Annotated in this window: 14 protein-coding genes; 6 read left to right on the plus strand and 8 right to left on the minus strand. The window is 57.9% G+C overall.

The genetic code is table 11. The features are described 5' to 3' along the window. Positions 1-75: 75 nt before the first annotated feature. Positions 76-1038: a polysaccharide deacetylase family protein gene (locus KHQ24_RS00435; RefSeq protein ID WP_012540311.1), complete on the plus strand. Its 963-nt coding sequence runs from the start codon at positions 76-78 to the stop codon at positions 1036-1038. 18 nt (positions 1039-1056) lie between these two features. Continuing rightward, positions 1057-2136: a glycosyltransferase family 9 protein gene (locus tag KHQ24_RS00440; protein ID WP_017900047.1), complete on the plus strand. Its 1080-nt coding sequence runs from the start codon at positions 1057-1059 to the stop codon at positions 2134-2136. A 44-nt stretch (positions 2137-2180) separates the two neighbouring features. On the opposite strand, the gene KHQ24_RS00445 is transcribed toward KHQ24_RS00440, so the two are convergent. From KHQ24_RS00445 to rfaD, 5 genes are read right to left on the minus strand one after another with little or no spacing between them, the layout of a single operon-like run. Continuing rightward, on the minus strand, positions 2181-3350 hold the full coding sequence (locus tag KHQ24_RS00445) for an O-antigen ligase family protein (protein WP_017900046.1): 1170 nt from the start codon (positions 3348-3350) through the stop codon (positions 2181-2183). Next, complete coding sequence (locus KHQ24_RS00450) at positions 3328-4236, minus strand: sugar glycosyltransferase (protein WP_049003215.1); 909 nt, start codon at positions 4234-4236, stop codon at positions 3328-3330. Before KHQ24_RS00450 ends, KHQ24_RS00445 begins: the two co-directional genes overlap by 23 nt. Then, the gene (gene rfaC / locus KHQ24_RS00455) at positions 4236-5207 is read right to left on the minus strand and encodes a lipopolysaccharide heptosyltransferase RfaC (RefSeq protein WP_117246899.1); all 972 of its coding nucleotides are present in this window, start codon (positions 5205-5207) and stop codon (positions 4236-4238) included. The genes KHQ24_RS00450 and rfaC overlap by 1 nt, the downstream gene beginning before the upstream one ends. 3 nt (positions 5208-5210) lie before the next feature. After that, positions 5211-6269, minus strand: a complete 1059-nt coding sequence (rfaF, locus tag KHQ24_RS00460; protein WP_211777078.1) for an ADP-heptose--LPS heptosyltransferase RfaF — start codon at positions 6267-6269, stop codon at positions 5211-5213. Positions 6270-6277: 8 nt separating this feature from the next. Beyond that, the gene (rfaD, locus tag KHQ24_RS00465; protein ID WP_057212700.1) at positions 6278-7210 is read right to left on the minus strand and encodes an ADP-glyceromanno-heptose 6-epimerase; all 933 of its coding nucleotides are present in this window, start codon (positions 7208-7210) and stop codon (positions 6278-6280) included. 213 nt (positions 7211-7423) lie between these two features. Here rfaD and kbl point away from each other — a divergent pair, with 213 nt between their 5' ends. From kbl to KHQ24_RS00480, 3 genes are all read left to right on the plus strand, one after another. Then, positions 7424-8617 (plus strand): glycine C-acetyltransferase, encoded by a 1194-nt coding sequence (kbl, locus tag KHQ24_RS00470; protein ID WP_017900044.1) that lies wholly within the window; start codon positions 7424-7426, stop codon positions 8615-8617. A gap of 12 nt (positions 8618-8629) precedes the next feature. Further along, entirely contained in the window at positions 8630-9655 is a 1026-nt protein-coding gene (gene tdh / locus KHQ24_RS00475; protein ID WP_043522712.1) for an L-threonine 3-dehydrogenase, read from the plus strand. A gap of 169 nt (positions 9656-9824) precedes the next feature. Further along, positions 9825-10613 (plus strand): glycosyltransferase family 2 protein, encoded by a 789-nt coding sequence (locus KHQ24_RS00480; RefSeq protein ID WP_017900043.1) that lies wholly within the window; start codon positions 9825-9827, stop codon positions 10611-10613. 5 nt (positions 10614-10618) lie between these two features. On the opposite strand, the gene KHQ24_RS00485 is transcribed toward KHQ24_RS00480, so the two are convergent. The 3 genes from KHQ24_RS00485 to gpmM are packed head-to-tail and all read right to left on the minus strand — an operon-like array spanning position 10619 to position 14404. Beyond that, complete coding sequence (locus KHQ24_RS00485) at positions 10619-11575, minus strand: divergent polysaccharide deacetylase family protein (protein ID WP_004205049.1); 957 nt, start codon at positions 11573-11575, stop codon at positions 10619-10621. 3 nt (positions 11576-11578) lie between these two features. Then, positions 11579-12850: a murein hydrolase activator EnvC gene (envC, locus tag KHQ24_RS00490; RefSeq protein ID WP_004205048.1), complete on the minus strand. Its 1272-nt coding sequence runs from the start codon at positions 12848-12850 to the stop codon at positions 11579-11581. A 9-nt stretch (positions 12851-12859) separates the two neighbouring features. Next, on the minus strand, positions 12860-14404 hold the full coding sequence (gene gpmM / locus KHQ24_RS00495; protein ID WP_023319322.1) for a 2,3-bisphosphoglycerate-independent phosphoglycerate mutase: 1545 nt from the start codon (positions 14402-14404) through the stop codon (positions 12860-12862). A gap of 245 nt (positions 14405-14649) precedes the next feature. Between gpmM and KHQ24_RS00500 the strand changes: the two genes are divergently transcribed. Then, positions 14650-15081 (plus strand): rhodanese-like domain-containing protein, encoded by a 432-nt coding sequence (locus KHQ24_RS00500; protein ID WP_004205046.1) that lies wholly within the window; start codon positions 14650-14652, stop codon positions 15079-15081. Positions 15082-15183: the final 102 nt, after the last annotated feature.

Raw genomic sequence — 15183 nt, forward strand, 5'->3', positions numbered from 1 at the left:
AGGGGATCAGACAGATTGAGAGAAGCGTTGTATTGCTCTACCATGACCCGATACGTATGGCCTGAGGACGTTTTCGTGCACAATCCCGCATTTCTCATCACGATTGATACAGAGGGCGATAACCTCTGGCAAAAACATGACAGCATCACCACCGAGAATGCGCGTTATCTCCCGCGTTTTCAGCAGCTTTGCGAAAAGTATGGCTTTAAACCGGTCTATTTGACCAACTATGAAATGGCCATCGACCCCTTTTATATCGAATTCGCCAGAGACGTGATTGCCCGCGGCACCGCGGAAGTCGGTATGCATTTGCATGCCTGGAACAGCCCGCCGACCGAGCCGCTGACCGCCGACGACTGGCGGCATAAGCCTTATCTCATTGAATACAGCGATGCCATGATGCGTGAAAAGGTCGACTATATGACGCATCTGCTGGAGGACACCTTCCAGACCAAAATGGTTAGCCATCGCGCCGGGCGCTGGGCCTTTGACGAGCGCTATGCGCGTCTGCTGGTGGAGCACGGTTATCAGGTGGATTGCTCGGTGACCCCACGGGTGAACTGGAAGACCGCCAAGGGGGCGCCGCAGGGCGATGGCGGGACCGATTATCGCCGCTTCCCGCAGCATGCCTATTTTCTCGATGAAAATGACATCAGCCGCGAAGGCCACTCGCCGCTGCTGGAAGTGCCGATGAGCATTCAGTACAAGCACTCCGCGTGGATGAACAGCGTGAAGCAGGGCTACGACCGCCTGCGCGGCAAAGTGCGTTCTCCCTCCGTACACTGGCTGCGTCCGATGGGCGGCAACGTGGAGACGATGAAAAAAGTCGTCGAACAAACGTTGACGCAGGGCAATGACTACGTGGAATATATGCTCCACTCTTCAGAGTATATGCCCGGCGGCAGCCCCACGTTCCAGAATGAACGGGATATTGAGCGTTTATACGCTGACCTTGAAGCCTTTTTTAGCTGGCTGGCGCCGCAGGTGAAGGGCATGACGTTGGCAGAATATTACCAGCGGAAAATCACACAGCGCTAACACAGCTCAAGGTACCGTATGCGTATCCTTAAACAATTGACGCGGAAAAAGAACGCTTTTTTCCGCGGCATTAAATTTAATTTAATTAACTATCGATACAGAAATAAGCCGGCGCGCAAACCCTTCGACCCGGTCCCCGTGCGCCGCGTGCTGCTATTGCGTCTGGACGATAAAGTCGGCGATATGGTGGTGACCACCGGCTGCGCCAGAATACTGGCCGAACGGGGATATCAGGTTTCGGTGTTAACCGGACCAATATGCTGCGAAATATTAGCCGGCTCAGAATTCATCGAGCAAGTATATTTATATCGACCACGCATGCCCTTAAATACGTTACGGGCGGCGGGTTTTGATGCGGTTATCGATTTTGATGACGTGACCAGCTATGAACGTTTTAAATTACTCGCCGATTTACGGGCGACCAGCGTGATTGGGTTTAATAAAGAGCCCTATAAACTTTACGATCATTCGATCGCTTTTTTTGACAGCAACAGCCATATTTCCCAGCGCTATAAACAGGTGGTGAAGCTTTTTGGCGTCGTTGACGACCAGCCATACGACTATCATCTCCCTGGCTGTCGCCATGAGCGGGAGAAGGTGGCGCGCTTGCTTTCCCAGGCCGGAGAGGTCGCACTGCGCATCGCCATTAACCCTTTTACCGCCTCCGAAGATAAAGACTTCTGTCGTCATCAGGTGGCGACCCTGGTCGAGCGGCTACATGCTCTGCCTTACCGGGTCTGTATCGTGATGGTGGGGCGCAGTGAGAAGATTCAGCAGCTGGGGCTGGATATGGCGCTGTACATCGCCGACAGCACCATCAACTCCGCCGTGGAGGTGATCCGCAGCTGTGATTTAGTCATTACGCCGGACACCTCGATCGTGCATATCGCCCGCGCCTTCGATAAACCGATGGTGGCGGTCTATAACAAACGTAAACTCAAGGATACCGGGCTGCCCGGCTATCATATTTGGGCGCCGGGCTATGACAAAGCGAGGCAGATCGTCTGTGAAGAAGCGAATGTCGCCGATGTGGCGATTGAGTCGGTGTGGCCGGTGATTAAAGAGCAGGCCGACCGGCTGGTCGCCGCCCGCAGTTAATATAAAAGTGACTATAAAAAAGGGCCGTCAGCGGCCCTTTTTTGTTAACGCTTTTCCGCTAGCCCTTTGCTGAGCGCTATGCCCAGCGGCAGCCAGAACAGCACCCAGGTCTCCCGGGGGTTGCTGATGATAAACATCCCCTGCGAGGCCATAAACACCAGGGCGTAAAACAGGATCGCCAGACTGTAGCGGCTGTCGGAGCGGCGCTTGCGCCACGCCTGCCAGAGTCCGCAGGCAATGACCGCAAGCAGCAGTAGTAAACCCACGATGCCGCCTTTCAGCAGGGCGCCCATATACACGCTGTGGGTGGTGGTGATGTGTTCGCCGCTGTAGTTGATGAAATCCAGTTCATAGCTGAAACCGCGTCCCAGCCAGGGCTGGCTGGCCATCTCCGACAGCGTATGGTGCCAGATACTCAGACGCAGCCCGCTTTGGGTGCCCAGCTCTTCGAAACGGGCGAGCAGCATGTCGCCCACCGGCGTCATGACCAAAAGCAGAGCCACCAGCACGGCCAGCGCCGCGGCGATCAGCAGGTTGCGGCGGGTGAAGACGTGCAGGTGCAGCGTACAGCCGACCGCCAGCACCAGGGCGATGATCGGCCCGCGGCTTTGGGTCAGCAGCATCATCACCAGCATGATGGCCACCGGCAGATAGAGCCAGTGGCTGGCTTTTTCTTTCAGTAGCATGCCGCAGATTAAGATGCCGATGCCGCAGTATCCGGCAAGGTCGATAACGTTTGTTGGCCCGGGGTTCTCGGGGGAGACCGCTCGTTCGGTGAGGACCAGCGTGTGGTCGAACATCAGCGTCCACAGCGAGAGCACGGTGATCCCGCCAACCACCGCCAGCATGGCCAGGCGGCGGGTTCGTTCGTCGCTAAGCAGCATCGCCATCAGCAACAGATAGCCCGTCAGATACACACCGTGGGTGATCGGCGAATCAATATGCTGCGGCGTATGGCCCCACAGGTTACTGAGGGCGTAATAGGTAAAGAAGGCCGCCAGCAGCGTCCAGGTCTGCCACTGCTCGCGTAACACGTCGGCCAGCGCCTGGCGGTTTTCCTGGCGTACCAGAGACAGCAACAGCAGCAGGATCGATAAATGCAGCAGATTATTGGTCCGGGTGGACATACAAAAAATCGCGCTAAAAAATAAAAACAAAGGAAAGACAATCGAGTAACCCTGTCGGGCGAAGTTACTCACTTTTAAAGTACTCATTAAACGCAACCTTTTCGAAAATAGTATCCGGTACAGCGCTTTCTGGGGAAAAATTAATCACCCGGATCTGGCGTTGCTGCAGTACCTGCGCGGCATGCGCAAAGGAGGGCATGACGAGGGTATCCACTTTTGTTGCCAGGTAAGAAGGCAATTTTTCTTGTTGTGTTTCGTAGAATCGCGGCTGGTTAAAATTGGTCATATCCAGGCCGCTCACCAGGATAGTATTGAAGCCCAGCCAGGCGAGAACTTGCAGCGCCCAGTAGACCACCGTACCGGCATCAAAGACGCCCTGGCGAATATCGGTGCTAAAGCAGATATCCGGGCGCTGGGGATGAAAGCACATCGCCGGATTCTGCTGGTAAGTGCGCTTTATCGCTTCGCTGGCGACTTTCGGCTGGTAAATCTTATAGCAACCGTCCTCAATCAACGCCAAACGGCAGCGCAGCGCGTCCGCATAGCGATCGACGATTTTGGCGATCCCATGCATGGTGGTGAACAGCAGAATGTCCGGTTGGCTGACGATAGCGCGGATAATGTCCGGCTTCTTATCGAAAAACTCCATGTCGACGATGGTATAGAGCGAAAAGTGCAGGCGGTCGGCAAGATGCCAGGCGCCATTGACGCCCATCACTGGGATCGTTTTCGACAACAGGGAAAAATCGATATTGCGGGTCGAAGGACCGGTGGCGGTCAGCAGGACTTCACCCTGCATGCTGTTTTTCAGCGCGCTCAGGCTGACCAGCGGCACCGTTTTCCCTCTATAGCGCAACGCGCTGATTTCGCCGCTCGGCGCGCGAGTGATGCGGGTAAAAGGCCACAGATTTTCATTGTGACGATAAGCGCGAGGGCGGGTGTAGCGATAGATCTGCTTAAACAGAGATCCCATCAGAGCAGCCCCTGATTGTGCAGAAGAAGATGAACCCGGCTGGCGGTAATATCGCCGGTGCTGGCGCTGTTTTCCGGCCGCACGATGTGCTGGTTTTTACCGTATCCGCCAATCAGCCCCGGATCGGTCGGGCCGTAAAGCGTGAAGTTCGGTTTATCCAGCGCGGCGGTCAGATGACTGAGGCCGGTATCGACCGAGACGACGGCCCGGGCGCTGGCCAGAACCTGCGCTACCTGCTCAAGGCTCATGCGCGGCAGCACTTCAACATACTCCCGGCCTTCCGCCAGCCGCTTCGCCCGCGCCTCTTCGTGCGGGGCGCCCCACGGCAGCTTAATGCGGACGCCACTGTCGGCCAGCAGATCGAGCAGCTCCTGCCAGCGGTTTTCCGGCCAGTGCTTATCGTCGCGGGTGGTGGCGTGCAGGAACACCAGATAGGGGGCGGCAGCGCTAGCCTCGTGCTGCAGGAAATGGCGCGCAATGGCGTAATCCCCCTGGGTTTGGGGTTTCGCGTAGCCGAGACTTTTGGCGAACAGCTCGCGGGTACGTTCCACGGCGTGCTGCTGTTTCGCAATGTGGTGGCGGCGGTTGTAAAACAGGCTGGCCAGCGGCTCGCGGGCCGTTTGCCAGTCCATACCATGCTTGACGCCGTGCGCCAGGCGGGTGACTAGCGCAGCGCTTTTCACCAGCCCCTGGGCGTCGATGATGGCGTCATACTTTACCGCCTGGACGACCTCGCGAAAGGCTTTACGCTCCGCTTTGATCGGCGCGGAGAACCAGGCTTTACGCCAGCGGCGGATCGCCACCGGGATCACCCGCTCGACGCTTTCATGCCAGGAGGGGATCTGCGCGAAGCCTTCTTCCACTACCCAGTCGAAGCGGATGCCGGGGATAGCCTGCGCGGCGTCGGTCAGCGCGGGCAGCGTGTGCAGCACGTCGCCCATCGATGAGGTTTTTACAATCAATACCCGCATCCGCTACGCTTCCTCGTGTCCGGTTTTATCCGTCAACAATTCATTCAGCTCTTGCAGGACGCGCTCTGGCGTAATGTCGATCAGGCTCTGATGATAGCCTTCGGCGGCATCGCCTTTGCGCACTTTGTGGTAGCCGGTAATCAGGCGGATCACGCGCGCTTTATGCGACAGCGGCGGGGTAAAGTCCGGACTGCTCGGGCCATACAGCGCCACCAGCGGGCGGTCCAGCGCCGCGGCGACGTGCATCAGCCCCGAATCGTTAGTCACCACCGCTTTACAGGCGGCAATCAGGATCACCGCCTGCTCCAGCTGGGTTTCACCCGCCAGATTCCGGCACCAGGCCTGCTGCTCGCTGCTGAGGGCGGCGATGATCTCTTTGCCGGCCTCGTTATCTTTTGCCGAGCCAAATAGCGCAATCTGATAACCATCGTCGATGAGCTTTTTCGCCAGCGCAGCATAGTGATAGTGCGGCCAGCGTTTTGCCGGGCCGAACTCCGCGCCGGGGCAGAAGCCGATGATCGGCCGAACGTTGGACAGGTTAAAGGCGCTGCAGGCCTGCGACTTTTCCCCTTCGTTGACCTGCAGCTGCGGCCAAAGCAGCGGCTGCGGCAGATCTTTGGCGCAGCGCATCACGCCGTTGTCGTAGGCCAACGCCACATAGCGTTCCACCATCAGCGGCCAGGCGTCTTTGTCCAGCACCCGGGCGTCGTTGAGCAGGCCGTAGCGCATCTCGCCGCGCCAGCCGGTGCGCAGCGGGATGTTGGCAAAGAAGGGGACTAATGCCGATTTAAACGAGTTCGGCAGCACATAAGCGCGATCGTAGCGACGCTCGCGCAGGCTGTGCCCGAGCTTGCGGCGTTCGCCGATAGCCAGCGCGCCGTGGCCCAGCGGCATCGGGATCGCTTCGTTCACTTCCGGCATGCGCGATAACAACGGACGGCACCAGGCAGGCGCCATCACATCGATAATCGCCTGGGGATAGCGCGCCCTGAGCGTACGATAAAGACTTTGCGACATCATCATGTCGCCCACCCAAGACGGGCCTACCACCAGAATTTTCATGTTATCTCTTACGCGCCCCGATTCAGCCAGGCCATATACTCCGTTACGCCTTCGGCAACGGTTTTGAACGGTTTGTCATAGCCCGCTTTACGCAGGTTAGTCAGATCCGCCTGGGTGAACGCCTGGTAGCGGCCTTTCAGTTTGTCCGGGAACGGGATGTACTCGATGCTGCCTTTTTTGTGGTACGCCAGGGTCGCATCGGCGACGGCCTGGAAGGATTCCGCGCGGCCGGTGCCGAGGTTGAAGATGCCGGAAACGCCGTTTTCCCAGAACCACAGGTTGACGTCAGCCACGTCGCCGACGTAGACGAAGTCGCGCTTGAAGCCGTCGCTGCCTTCGAACAGTTTCGGACTTTCGCCATTATTCAGCTGGGTGTTGAGGTGGAAAGCGACGCTCGCCATGCTGCCTTTGTGGCCTTCGCGCGGCCCGTAGACGTTGAAGTAGCGGAAGCCGACGATCTGCGAATTGGCTTCAGGCAGGATCTGACGGACGTATTCATCGAACAGGAATTTGGAGTAGCCGTAGACGTTCAGCGGCTGCTCGTACTCGCGGGACTCGATGAAATCGCTGGTGCGTCCACCGTAGGTGGCTGCCGAAGAGGCGTACAGGAACGGAATTTCGCGCTCCATGCAGTAGTGCAGCAGCTCTTTGGAGTACTGATAGTTGTTGTCCATCATGTACTTGCCGTCCCACTCCGTGGTGGAAGAGCACGCGCCTTCGTGGAAGATAGCGTCAATGTCGCCGAACTCTTCGCCTGCCATAATCTGGATCAGAAAGTCTTCTTTATCCATGTAGTCAGCGATGTTCAGGTCAACCAGGTTCACAAACTTGGTGCCGTCTTTCAGATTGTCGACAACCAGAATGTCGGTAATGCCCTTGTCGTTCAGCGCTTTAACGATGTTGCTGCCGATAAAGCCTGCGCCGCCGGTTACGATGATCATAACTGTACCTTTGAAGTTGAGAGCCCGGAGACAATCCGGACATGAATGCTCATATCATATCACCACATGAGCAAGCCTACAGCCATTCGCAGAATAAGGTGCTGGGCTGACGTGATTTATGCTGCAAATAATTCATTCAGGCATGCATCATCTCGTATCAGCGTATAGCTTTGGGTAATATGTGCCAAATTTTGCCGAATCTGGAGAGTTGCAATGCGTGGTGATTTCTACAAACAGTTAACTAGCAATCTGGAGACCGCTCGGGCCGAAGGCTTGTTTAAAGAAGAGCGCATCATCACCTCGGCGCAGCAGGCGGACATTACCGTCGGCGATAGCCACGTGATTAACTTCTGCGCCAATAACTATCTGGGTCTGGCCAACCACCCGGCGCTGATCGACGCGGCGAAATCCGGTATGGACAGCCACGGCTTCGGGATGGCCTCGGTACGCTTCATCTGCGGCACCCAGGATACGCACAAGCAGCTGGAGAAGAAGCTGGCGGATTTCCTCGGTATGGAAGACGCGATCCTCTACTCCTCCTGCTTCGACGCCAACGGCGGCCTGTTTGAAACGCTGCTCGGCCCGGAAGACGCCATTATCTCCGACGCCCTGAACCATGCCTCTATCATCGACGGCGTACGCCTGTGTAAAGCGAAACGCTTCCGCTATGCCAACAACGACATGCAGGAGCTGGAAGCGCGCCTGAAAGAAGCCCGCGACGCCGGGGCGCGTCACGTGTTAATCGCCACCGACGGCGTCTTCTCGATGGACGGCGTGATCGCCAACCTGAAAGGCGTATGCGATCTGGCGGATAAATACGATGCGCTGGTGATGGTCGATGACTCCCACGCCGTCGGCTTCGTCGGCGAAAACGGCCGCGGCTCCCACGAATACTGCGACGTGATGGGTCGCGTCGACATTATCACCGGCACGCTGGGTAAAGCGCTGGGCGGCGCCTCCGGCGGCTACACTGCCGCACGCAAAGAGGTGGTCGAGTGGCTGCGCCAGCGTTCCCGTCCGTATCTGTTCTCCAACTCTCTGGCGCCGGCCATCGTGGCCGCCTCCATCAAAGTGCTGGAGATGGTCGAAGAGGGTGCAGACCTGCGCGATCGCCTGTGGGCCAACGCGCGTCTGTTCCGTGAAAAAATGACCGCGGCAGGCTTCACCCTGGCGGGCGCCGACCACGCCATCATTCCGGTGATGCTGGGCGAAGCGGTGGTGGCGCAGAACTTTGCCCGCGAGCTGCAGAAAGAAGGGATCTATGTCACCGGCTTCTTCTATCCGGTGGTACCGAAAGGCCAGGCGCGTATTCGCACCCAGATGTCGGCGGCGCATACCCCTGAACAAATTGAGCGTGCGGTGGAAGCCTTTACCCGCATCGGTAAACAACTGGGCGTCATCGCCTAATAAGGGTGTGAGATGAAAGCGTTATCCAAACTGAAAGCGGAAGAAGGCATCTGGATGACCGACGTACCGGAACCGGAAGTCGGCCATAACGATCTGCTGATTAAAATCCGCAAGACCGCCATTTGCGGGACCGACGTGCACATCTACAACTGGGATGAGTGGTCGCAGAAGACTATTCCGGTACCGATGGTGGTCGGGCACGAATATGTCGGCGAAGTGGTGGGGATTGGCCAGGAAGTGCGCGGCTTTAAGATTGGCGACCGCGTCTCCGGCGAAGGGCATATCACCTGCGGCCACTGCCGTAACTGCCGCGCGGGCCGTACCCACCTGTGCCGCAACACCATTGGCGTGGGCGTCAACCGCCCGGGCTGCTTTGCCGAGTATCTGGTGATCCCGGCCTTTAACGCCTTTAAAATCCCCGACAATATCTCTGATGACCTGGCGTCTATCTTCGACCCGTTCGGCAACGCTGTGCACACCGCGCTCTCCTTCGATCTGGTCGGGGAAGACGTGCTGGTTTCCGGCGCCGGTCCGATCGGCGTGATGGCGGCGGCGGTAGCGAAACATGTCGGCGCGCGTAACGTGGTGATCACCGACGTCAACGAGTACCGTCTTGAGCTGGCGCGCAAAATGGGCGTCACTCGCGCGGTGAACGTGGCCAAAGAGAACCTTAATGACGTGATGGTCGAGCTGGGGATGACCGAAGGTTTCGATGTGGGTCTGGAGATGTCCGGCGCGCCGCCGGCGTTTCGCAGCATGCTGGATACCATGAACCACGGCGGCCGTATCGCGATGCTGGGTATTCCACCGTCGGATATGTCCATCGACTGGACCAAGGTCATCTTCAAAGGGCTGTTTATCAAAGGTATCTACGGTCGCGAAATGTTCGAAACCTGGTACAAGATGGCGGCGCTGATCCAGTCTGGTCTGGATCTCTCACCGATCATCACCCACCGCTTCGGCATTGATGACTTCCAGAAGGGTTTTGACGCCATGCGCTCCGGCCAGTCCGGTAAAGTGGTTCTGAGCTGGGAATAACGCCTCCGGTCTGTTGTAAAAACCAGCAAAAAAGGCGCCTGCGGGCGCCTTAATTTAGATTTGGATAACATTTTTAGCCTGCTTAATATCAAGCGCACAATTTCTACATCGATTTTACGGTTATTCGCTTATACAGTGTGTTTAGTCGCGGTTTAACTTTGTAACTATCATGCTTAAACTCTCCGTATGCTTACTGACCTGTAACTCTGCACGTCTGCTCATGGAGGTGCTGCCCCCGCTGCTGAGGGTGGCCGATGAGTGTATTGTCGTCGACTCCGGTAGCACCGACGAAACGGTCTCTATTTGTCAGCAGTTTGGTCTCACCGTCCATCACCATGCCTATAAAGCCCACGGCGCGCAGATGAACTATGCCATTGGGCTGGCCAGCCATGACTGGGTGCTGTGCATGGACAGCGATGAAATTCTTGATAACGACGTCGTGTCGGCCATTCAGGCGTTAAAAGCGGGGGAGGAGCCTGACCCGGCATGCGCCTGGCGTTTGCCGCGCTACTGGTTTGTCCTCGGCAAGCAGGTGCGGACGATCTACCCCATTTCCTCGCCGGATTACCCGGTGCGCCTCTTTAACCGCCAGCAGGCGCGATTTAACGACCGGCCGGTGGATGACCAGGTGGTTGGACACGCGCGATCCGTCAGGCTGCCGGGCTTTGTACGCCATGACACCTTTTATTCGCTGCATGAAGTGTTTAATAAGCTGAACAGCTATACCACCCGGCTGGTGAAGCACCAGCAGATCAAACCTTCGCTGGCGCGGGGGATCGTCAGCGCGATTGGCGCTTTCTTTAAATGGTATCTGTTCAGCGGGGCGTGGCGCTATGGCAAAGTCGGCGTGGTCACCGGCCTGTACGCCACGTTTTATAGCTTTCTCAAATATTTTAAGGCGTGGTACGCCCACGAAGATAACCAGGCGCCCGTCGCGCAAAAGCGAACGGACCCCTGAGTGGTCTAGTTGCCGGGATTGTCCCAGCCCTGCCATTTGAGGCGATAGTACTGGACCAGCGCGCTCTGGCTGATGCTGTCGCTGAGGATAGTGAAGAAGCGGCTGGCGTTCACGGGCTCCAGCGGGCGCTTCGGCTTGCAATACTTCACGCCGTGGAACGGATTACGCGGCTTCTGCTGCTGCGGCGCCGTTTGTTGCGCGGGCGGCTGAGCGTAGTTTGGCGTCGAATTGTCGACCTGCGGCTCGTTGAGCAGGCTGCTCGGGCGCACCAGCGTGATATCCGGCGGCAGGTTATAGACCATCTGCTGCAGCACCCGCACCGTCGTCGGATGCGGATGGCCAATGGCTATCGCCGAACCGTTACGACGCGCCAGGGCGATGGCGCGGTTAAACTGGGTGCGGATATCGGCTTCATTCTGCGTATCGTCAAGAAACACCTTGCGCTTAATCACCTTCACCCCGGTGCCCTGCGCGGCGCGCATGGCCTGGGTATTGCCGATGGTCACGCTGTCGAGAAAATAGAGATTGTAGCGCTCCAGGGCCTGCATCACCTTCTGCATGCCAAACAGGTTGGAGGTCATCGCGCTGCCCATATGGTTATTCAGCCCGACGGCGTAGGGGACTTTGCCGTAAGCTTCGCGAATGATGCGCTCGATCTCCTCGCTGCTCATTTCGGGACGCAGGGTGTCTTTTTCCAGCGGCTGTTTGCTGAGCGGCGCCATCGGCAGGTGGATGAGCACTTCATGGCCCAGATTATGCGCTTTCGTGGCCATTTCCCGGGCGTGCGGCGCGTTCGGCAGCACGGCGACGGAGATAGTGGACGGCAGCGCCAGCACCTGATTTTCGGTCTGCGGGCGGTAGCCAAAATCGTCAATAACGATGGAGAGTTTGCCAGCGAACGCTGGCGCCGCCAGAGCCAGCGAACCGGCTACGGCAAGAGCAATTGCGCGAAATTGAAGCAAAACTTATCTTCCCAACCACGGCTGTGGATTGACCGCCTGACCCTGGCGGCGAATTTCGAAATAGAGCGACGGACGGCCCTGACCGCCGCTGCTGCCTACGAGCGCGATAGGCTGACCGGCACGCACCTGCGTACCGACGCTGACCAGCGCGCTTTGGTTATAGCCATACAGGCTCATGTCGCCTTTACCATGCTCGACCACCACCACCAGACCATAGCCCTGCAGCCAGTCGGCCAGAATGACCCGACCATCGGCAATGGCTCTGACTTCGGTGCCTTCAGACGCGGCGATAACCATCCCTTTCCAACGTAGTTCACCTTGCAGCTGTTCGCCATATCGATGAAGGAGCGGACCGCGAACCGGCCAGAACGCCTGACCGCGCGGCGAGCCCAGCCCGCCGGTGCGTGACATCAGCGAACGCTCGCTTTCCGTTGGTTTATAGGTGGTGCCTTTGCGCGATGCTTCCTGCTGGCGGTCGCGCACCGCCTGCGCATCGCGTGCTTCCCGATCGGCTCGGGCTTTGGCGGCAGCCTCCGCCTGGGCGATACGACCGCGTAGGCGCGATTCGTTAGCCCGCAATTCACTTAACTGCTGCTGACCTTGCTGAATGGAGGATTCCAGGCCGGAAAGGGTCTTTTTCCGTTCGTTACGCGCCTGCTCCAGCTTCGCCTGCTGAGCTTTTTGCTCGTAGACCAGCGTCTGCTGCTGGCTCTGCTTCTCTTCGAGCATCGACTTTTGCACCGCCATCTCTTCGCGCGTTTTCTTCAGTTCCGCGATGGTTTCCTGACGGGCCTGGTTGAAATAGCTGAAGTAGACCTGCATCCGCTGATTGCGCTGGCCCTCTTCACCGCTCAGCACCATCTGGATGCCGGTATGCGGCCCCTGGCGGAACGCGGCGTCAAGCTGCGCGGCGAGGTTACGCTCCTGAGACGCGCGCTGGCGCTCCAGCTTGGCGAGAGAGGCGTTCATTTCGTCAATCTGCTTATTGAGCTGGTTCAGGTTGTCCTGGGTTTCGCGCAGTTTGCGGGCCGCGGCGGCGATCGCTTCTTCCTGCGCTTTGAGCTGGGCGAGCAGGCTTGCGCGCTGCTGCTGCTGTTGCTTAATCGCCCGCTGCCTGGCGGCGATGTCGGCCTGGATGGACTTTAGCTGATCGCGATCGTCGGCGTGCGCAGATGACGCGCACAGTAATACGCCAGCGCTGAGCGCGCTGGCGTAAAGGACGGATCGAACTGCCGTTGCGATCCATGTAGTTGAATACGTCGCCTTTCCCCTCATGGGGAAGGATTATTCCACGATGAACAGCGGCTTGCCAGTCATCTCTTGCGGGATTTCCATTCCCATCAGCGACAGCATGGTTGGGGCGATGTCGGAAAGTTTGCCGCCATTGACCGCTTTAACCGCTTTGTTACCGACGTAGATCAGCGGAACCGGCAGGTTGGTGTGGGCGGTATGCGCCTGACCGGTGGCCGGGTCGCGCATCTGCTCGGCGTTACCGTGGTCGGCGGTGATCAGCAGCTGACCGCCAACGGATTCCACCGCCTGCGCTACCTGGTCGATGCAGTGATCCAGCGCTTCAACGGCTTTTACGGCGGCTTCCATCACCCCGGTATGGCCAACCATATCGCCGTTCGGGTAGTTACAGATGATAGTGTCGTACTGGCCGCCTTTGATGGCCGCGACCAGTTTCTCGGTCAGCTCGGCGGAGCTCATTTCCGGCTGCAGATCGTAGGTCGCTACTTTCGGCGAATTAATCAGAATCCGCTCTTCGCCTTTGAACGGCTCTTCTACGCCGCCGTTGAAGAAGAAGGTGACGTGGGCGTATTTCTCGGTTTCGGAGATGCGCAGTTGGGTTTTATCGTGCTTCGCCATCCACTCGCCGAAGGTATTGGCCAGCGAGGCGGGCGGGTAGGCGCAGGCCACTTTGATGTCGGCGGCATATTCGGTGAGCATCACGAAGTCGAGGTTAACCACTTTCTTACGCGCAAAGCCGTCGAAGTCGGCGTTGACGAAGGCGCGGGTGATTTCGCGCGCGCGGTCAGCACGGAAGTTCATGAAGATCAGCGCATCGCCATCTTCCATCGCCGCATCGGCCTGACCGGCGGCGCGGATCACGGTCGCTTTCACGAACTCGTCGTTTTCGTCACGGGCGTAGGCAGCCTGCAGGCCGGCGACGGCGGTATCGGCCTGGAATTCGCCTTTCGCCAGGGTCATCAGGTCATAGGCCTGCTCAACGCGATCCCAGCGGTTGTCGCGGTCCATGGCGTAGTAGCGGCCGATGAGCGACGCGATGCGGCCTTTGCCCAGCGCGGCAAATTTGGCTTCGAAGGTCGCCAGCGTTTTTTCCGCGCTGCGCGGCGGCGTATCACGGCCGTCGAGGAAGGCGTGCAGGTAGATCTTCTCAGCGCCGCGCTCTGCCGCCAGCTCCACCATCGCCATGATGTGATCTTCGTGGCTGTGGACGCCGCCTGGCGACATCAGACCCATGATATGTACCGCTTTGCCGGCGGCAACCGCTTTATCGACCGCGGCGGTCAGTACCGGGTTGGCGAAGAAGGTGCGTTCTTTAATTTCCACATCGAGACGGGTCAGGTCCTGATAGACGATACGACCGGCGCCCAGGTTGACGTGACCCACTTCGGAGTTCCCCATCTGACGGTCCGGCAGGCCAACTTCCAGGCCGGATGCATCGATCAGGGTATGCGGACGTTTGGCCCACAGGGCGTCCATTACCGGCGTTTTAGCGCTGTAAATGGCGTTATCCTGTTGGTCTTCGCGATAGCCGTAGCCATCCAGAATCACCAGTACCATAGGTTTTTTAGTAACCGACATTGCGACAACCTCATGCTCAAAGACAGAAATTTTGCGTAATTTTACTACAGCTGAATCGTTTAAATCCCCGTGAAAGATCAAAGAAAGGGAGCGGCCAGTCCGCGGCGCGCCAGCGAGAACGGCTTTTTTTCGCCGCCGCCCGCAGAAAATACATTACATCGCGCTCACTGGCTGTAATTGCCGCAAGGCACAGGTATACTCCTTTCCTGGTTTTTTTCTCACTTAGTCGGGAGTTGTAACCCCCCATGCAAGAAATTATGCAATTCATCGGCCGTCACCCTGTTCTGAGCATCGCGTGGATCGCGCTGCTGGGGGCGGTGCTGTTCACCACCTTCAAGGGCCTGATGTCGAAAGTTAAAGTCATCACCCGTGGTGAAGCGACGCGTCTTATCAATAAAGAAGACGCGGTAGTGGTCGACCTGCGTCAGCGTGACGATTTCCGTAAAGGCCATATTGCCGGCGCCATCAACCTGCTGCCCAGCGATATCAAAGCGAATAACGTCGGCGAGTTGGAAAAACACAAATCGCAACCCATTATTGTGGTAGACGGTTCCGGCATGCAGGCGCAAGAGCCAGCCAACGCGCTGAACAAAGCCGGGTTTGAAAAAGTCTTTGTACTGAAAGAGGGCATTGCTGGCTGGAGCGGCGAAAACCTCCCTCTGGTACGCGGCAAATAACTTACCCCGCGTGGTGATGCCGCCGCGTTTTCCCCGTCGCGCCTGACGTGAGGGGAACACAGGCTGCGGCGTAAAACCCTCAGGGTAATAACAGGAGTGAAG

Source organism: Klebsiella sp. 54, from assembly GCF_018223875.1.
GTDB classification, from domain to species: Bacteria; Pseudomonadota; Gammaproteobacteria; order Enterobacterales; family Enterobacteriaceae; genus Klebsiella; species Klebsiella quasipneumoniae.

What these genes read in the sequence shown, in the direction of transcription:
- KHQ24_RS00440 (WP_017900047.1), top strand. Translation starts at nt 1,057, where the DNA reads ATGCGTATCCTTAAACAATTGACGCGGAAAAAGAACGCTTTTTTCCGC.
- KHQ24_RS00445 (WP_017900046.1), bottom strand. Translation starts at nt 3,350, where the DNA reads ATGAGTACTTTAAAAGTGAGTAACTTCGCCCGACAGGGTTACTCGATT.
- KHQ24_RS00450 (WP_049003215.1), bottom strand. Translation starts at nt 4,236, where the DNA reads ATGGGATCTCTGTTTAAGCAGATCTATCGCTACACCCGCCCTCGCGCT.
- rfaC (WP_117246899.1), bottom strand. Translation starts at nt 5,207, where the DNA reads ATGCGGGTATTGATTGTAAAAACCTCATCGATGGGCGACGTGCTGCAC.
- rfaF (WP_211777078.1), bottom strand. Translation starts at nt 6,269, where the DNA reads ATGAAAATTCTGGTGGTAGGCCCGTCTTGGGTGGGCGACATGATGATG.
- rfaD (WP_057212700.1), bottom strand. Translation starts at nt 7,210, where the DNA reads ATGATCATCGTAACCGGCGGCGCAGGCTTTATCGGCAGCAACATCGTT.
- kbl (WP_017900044.1), top strand. Translation starts at nt 7,424, where the DNA reads ATGCGTGGTGATTTCTACAAACAGTTAACTAGCAATCTGGAGACCGCT.
- tdh (WP_043522712.1), top strand. Translation starts at nt 8,630, where the DNA reads ATGAAAGCGTTATCCAAACTGAAAGCGGAAGAAGGCATCTGGATGACC.
- KHQ24_RS00480 (WP_017900043.1), top strand. Translation starts at nt 9,825, where the DNA reads ATGCTTAAACTCTCCGTATGCTTACTGACCTGTAACTCTGCACGTCTG.
- envC (WP_004205048.1), bottom strand. Translation starts at nt 12,850, where the DNA reads ATGAGGGGAAAGGCGACGTATTCAACTACATGGATCGCAACGGCAGTT.
- gpmM (WP_023319322.1), bottom strand. Translation starts at nt 14,404, where the DNA reads ATGTCGGTTACTAAAAAACCTATGGTACTGGTGATTCTGGATGGCTAC.
- KHQ24_RS00500 (WP_004205046.1), top strand. Translation starts at nt 14,650, where the DNA reads ATGCAAGAAATTATGCAATTCATCGGCCGTCACCCTGTTCTGAGCATC.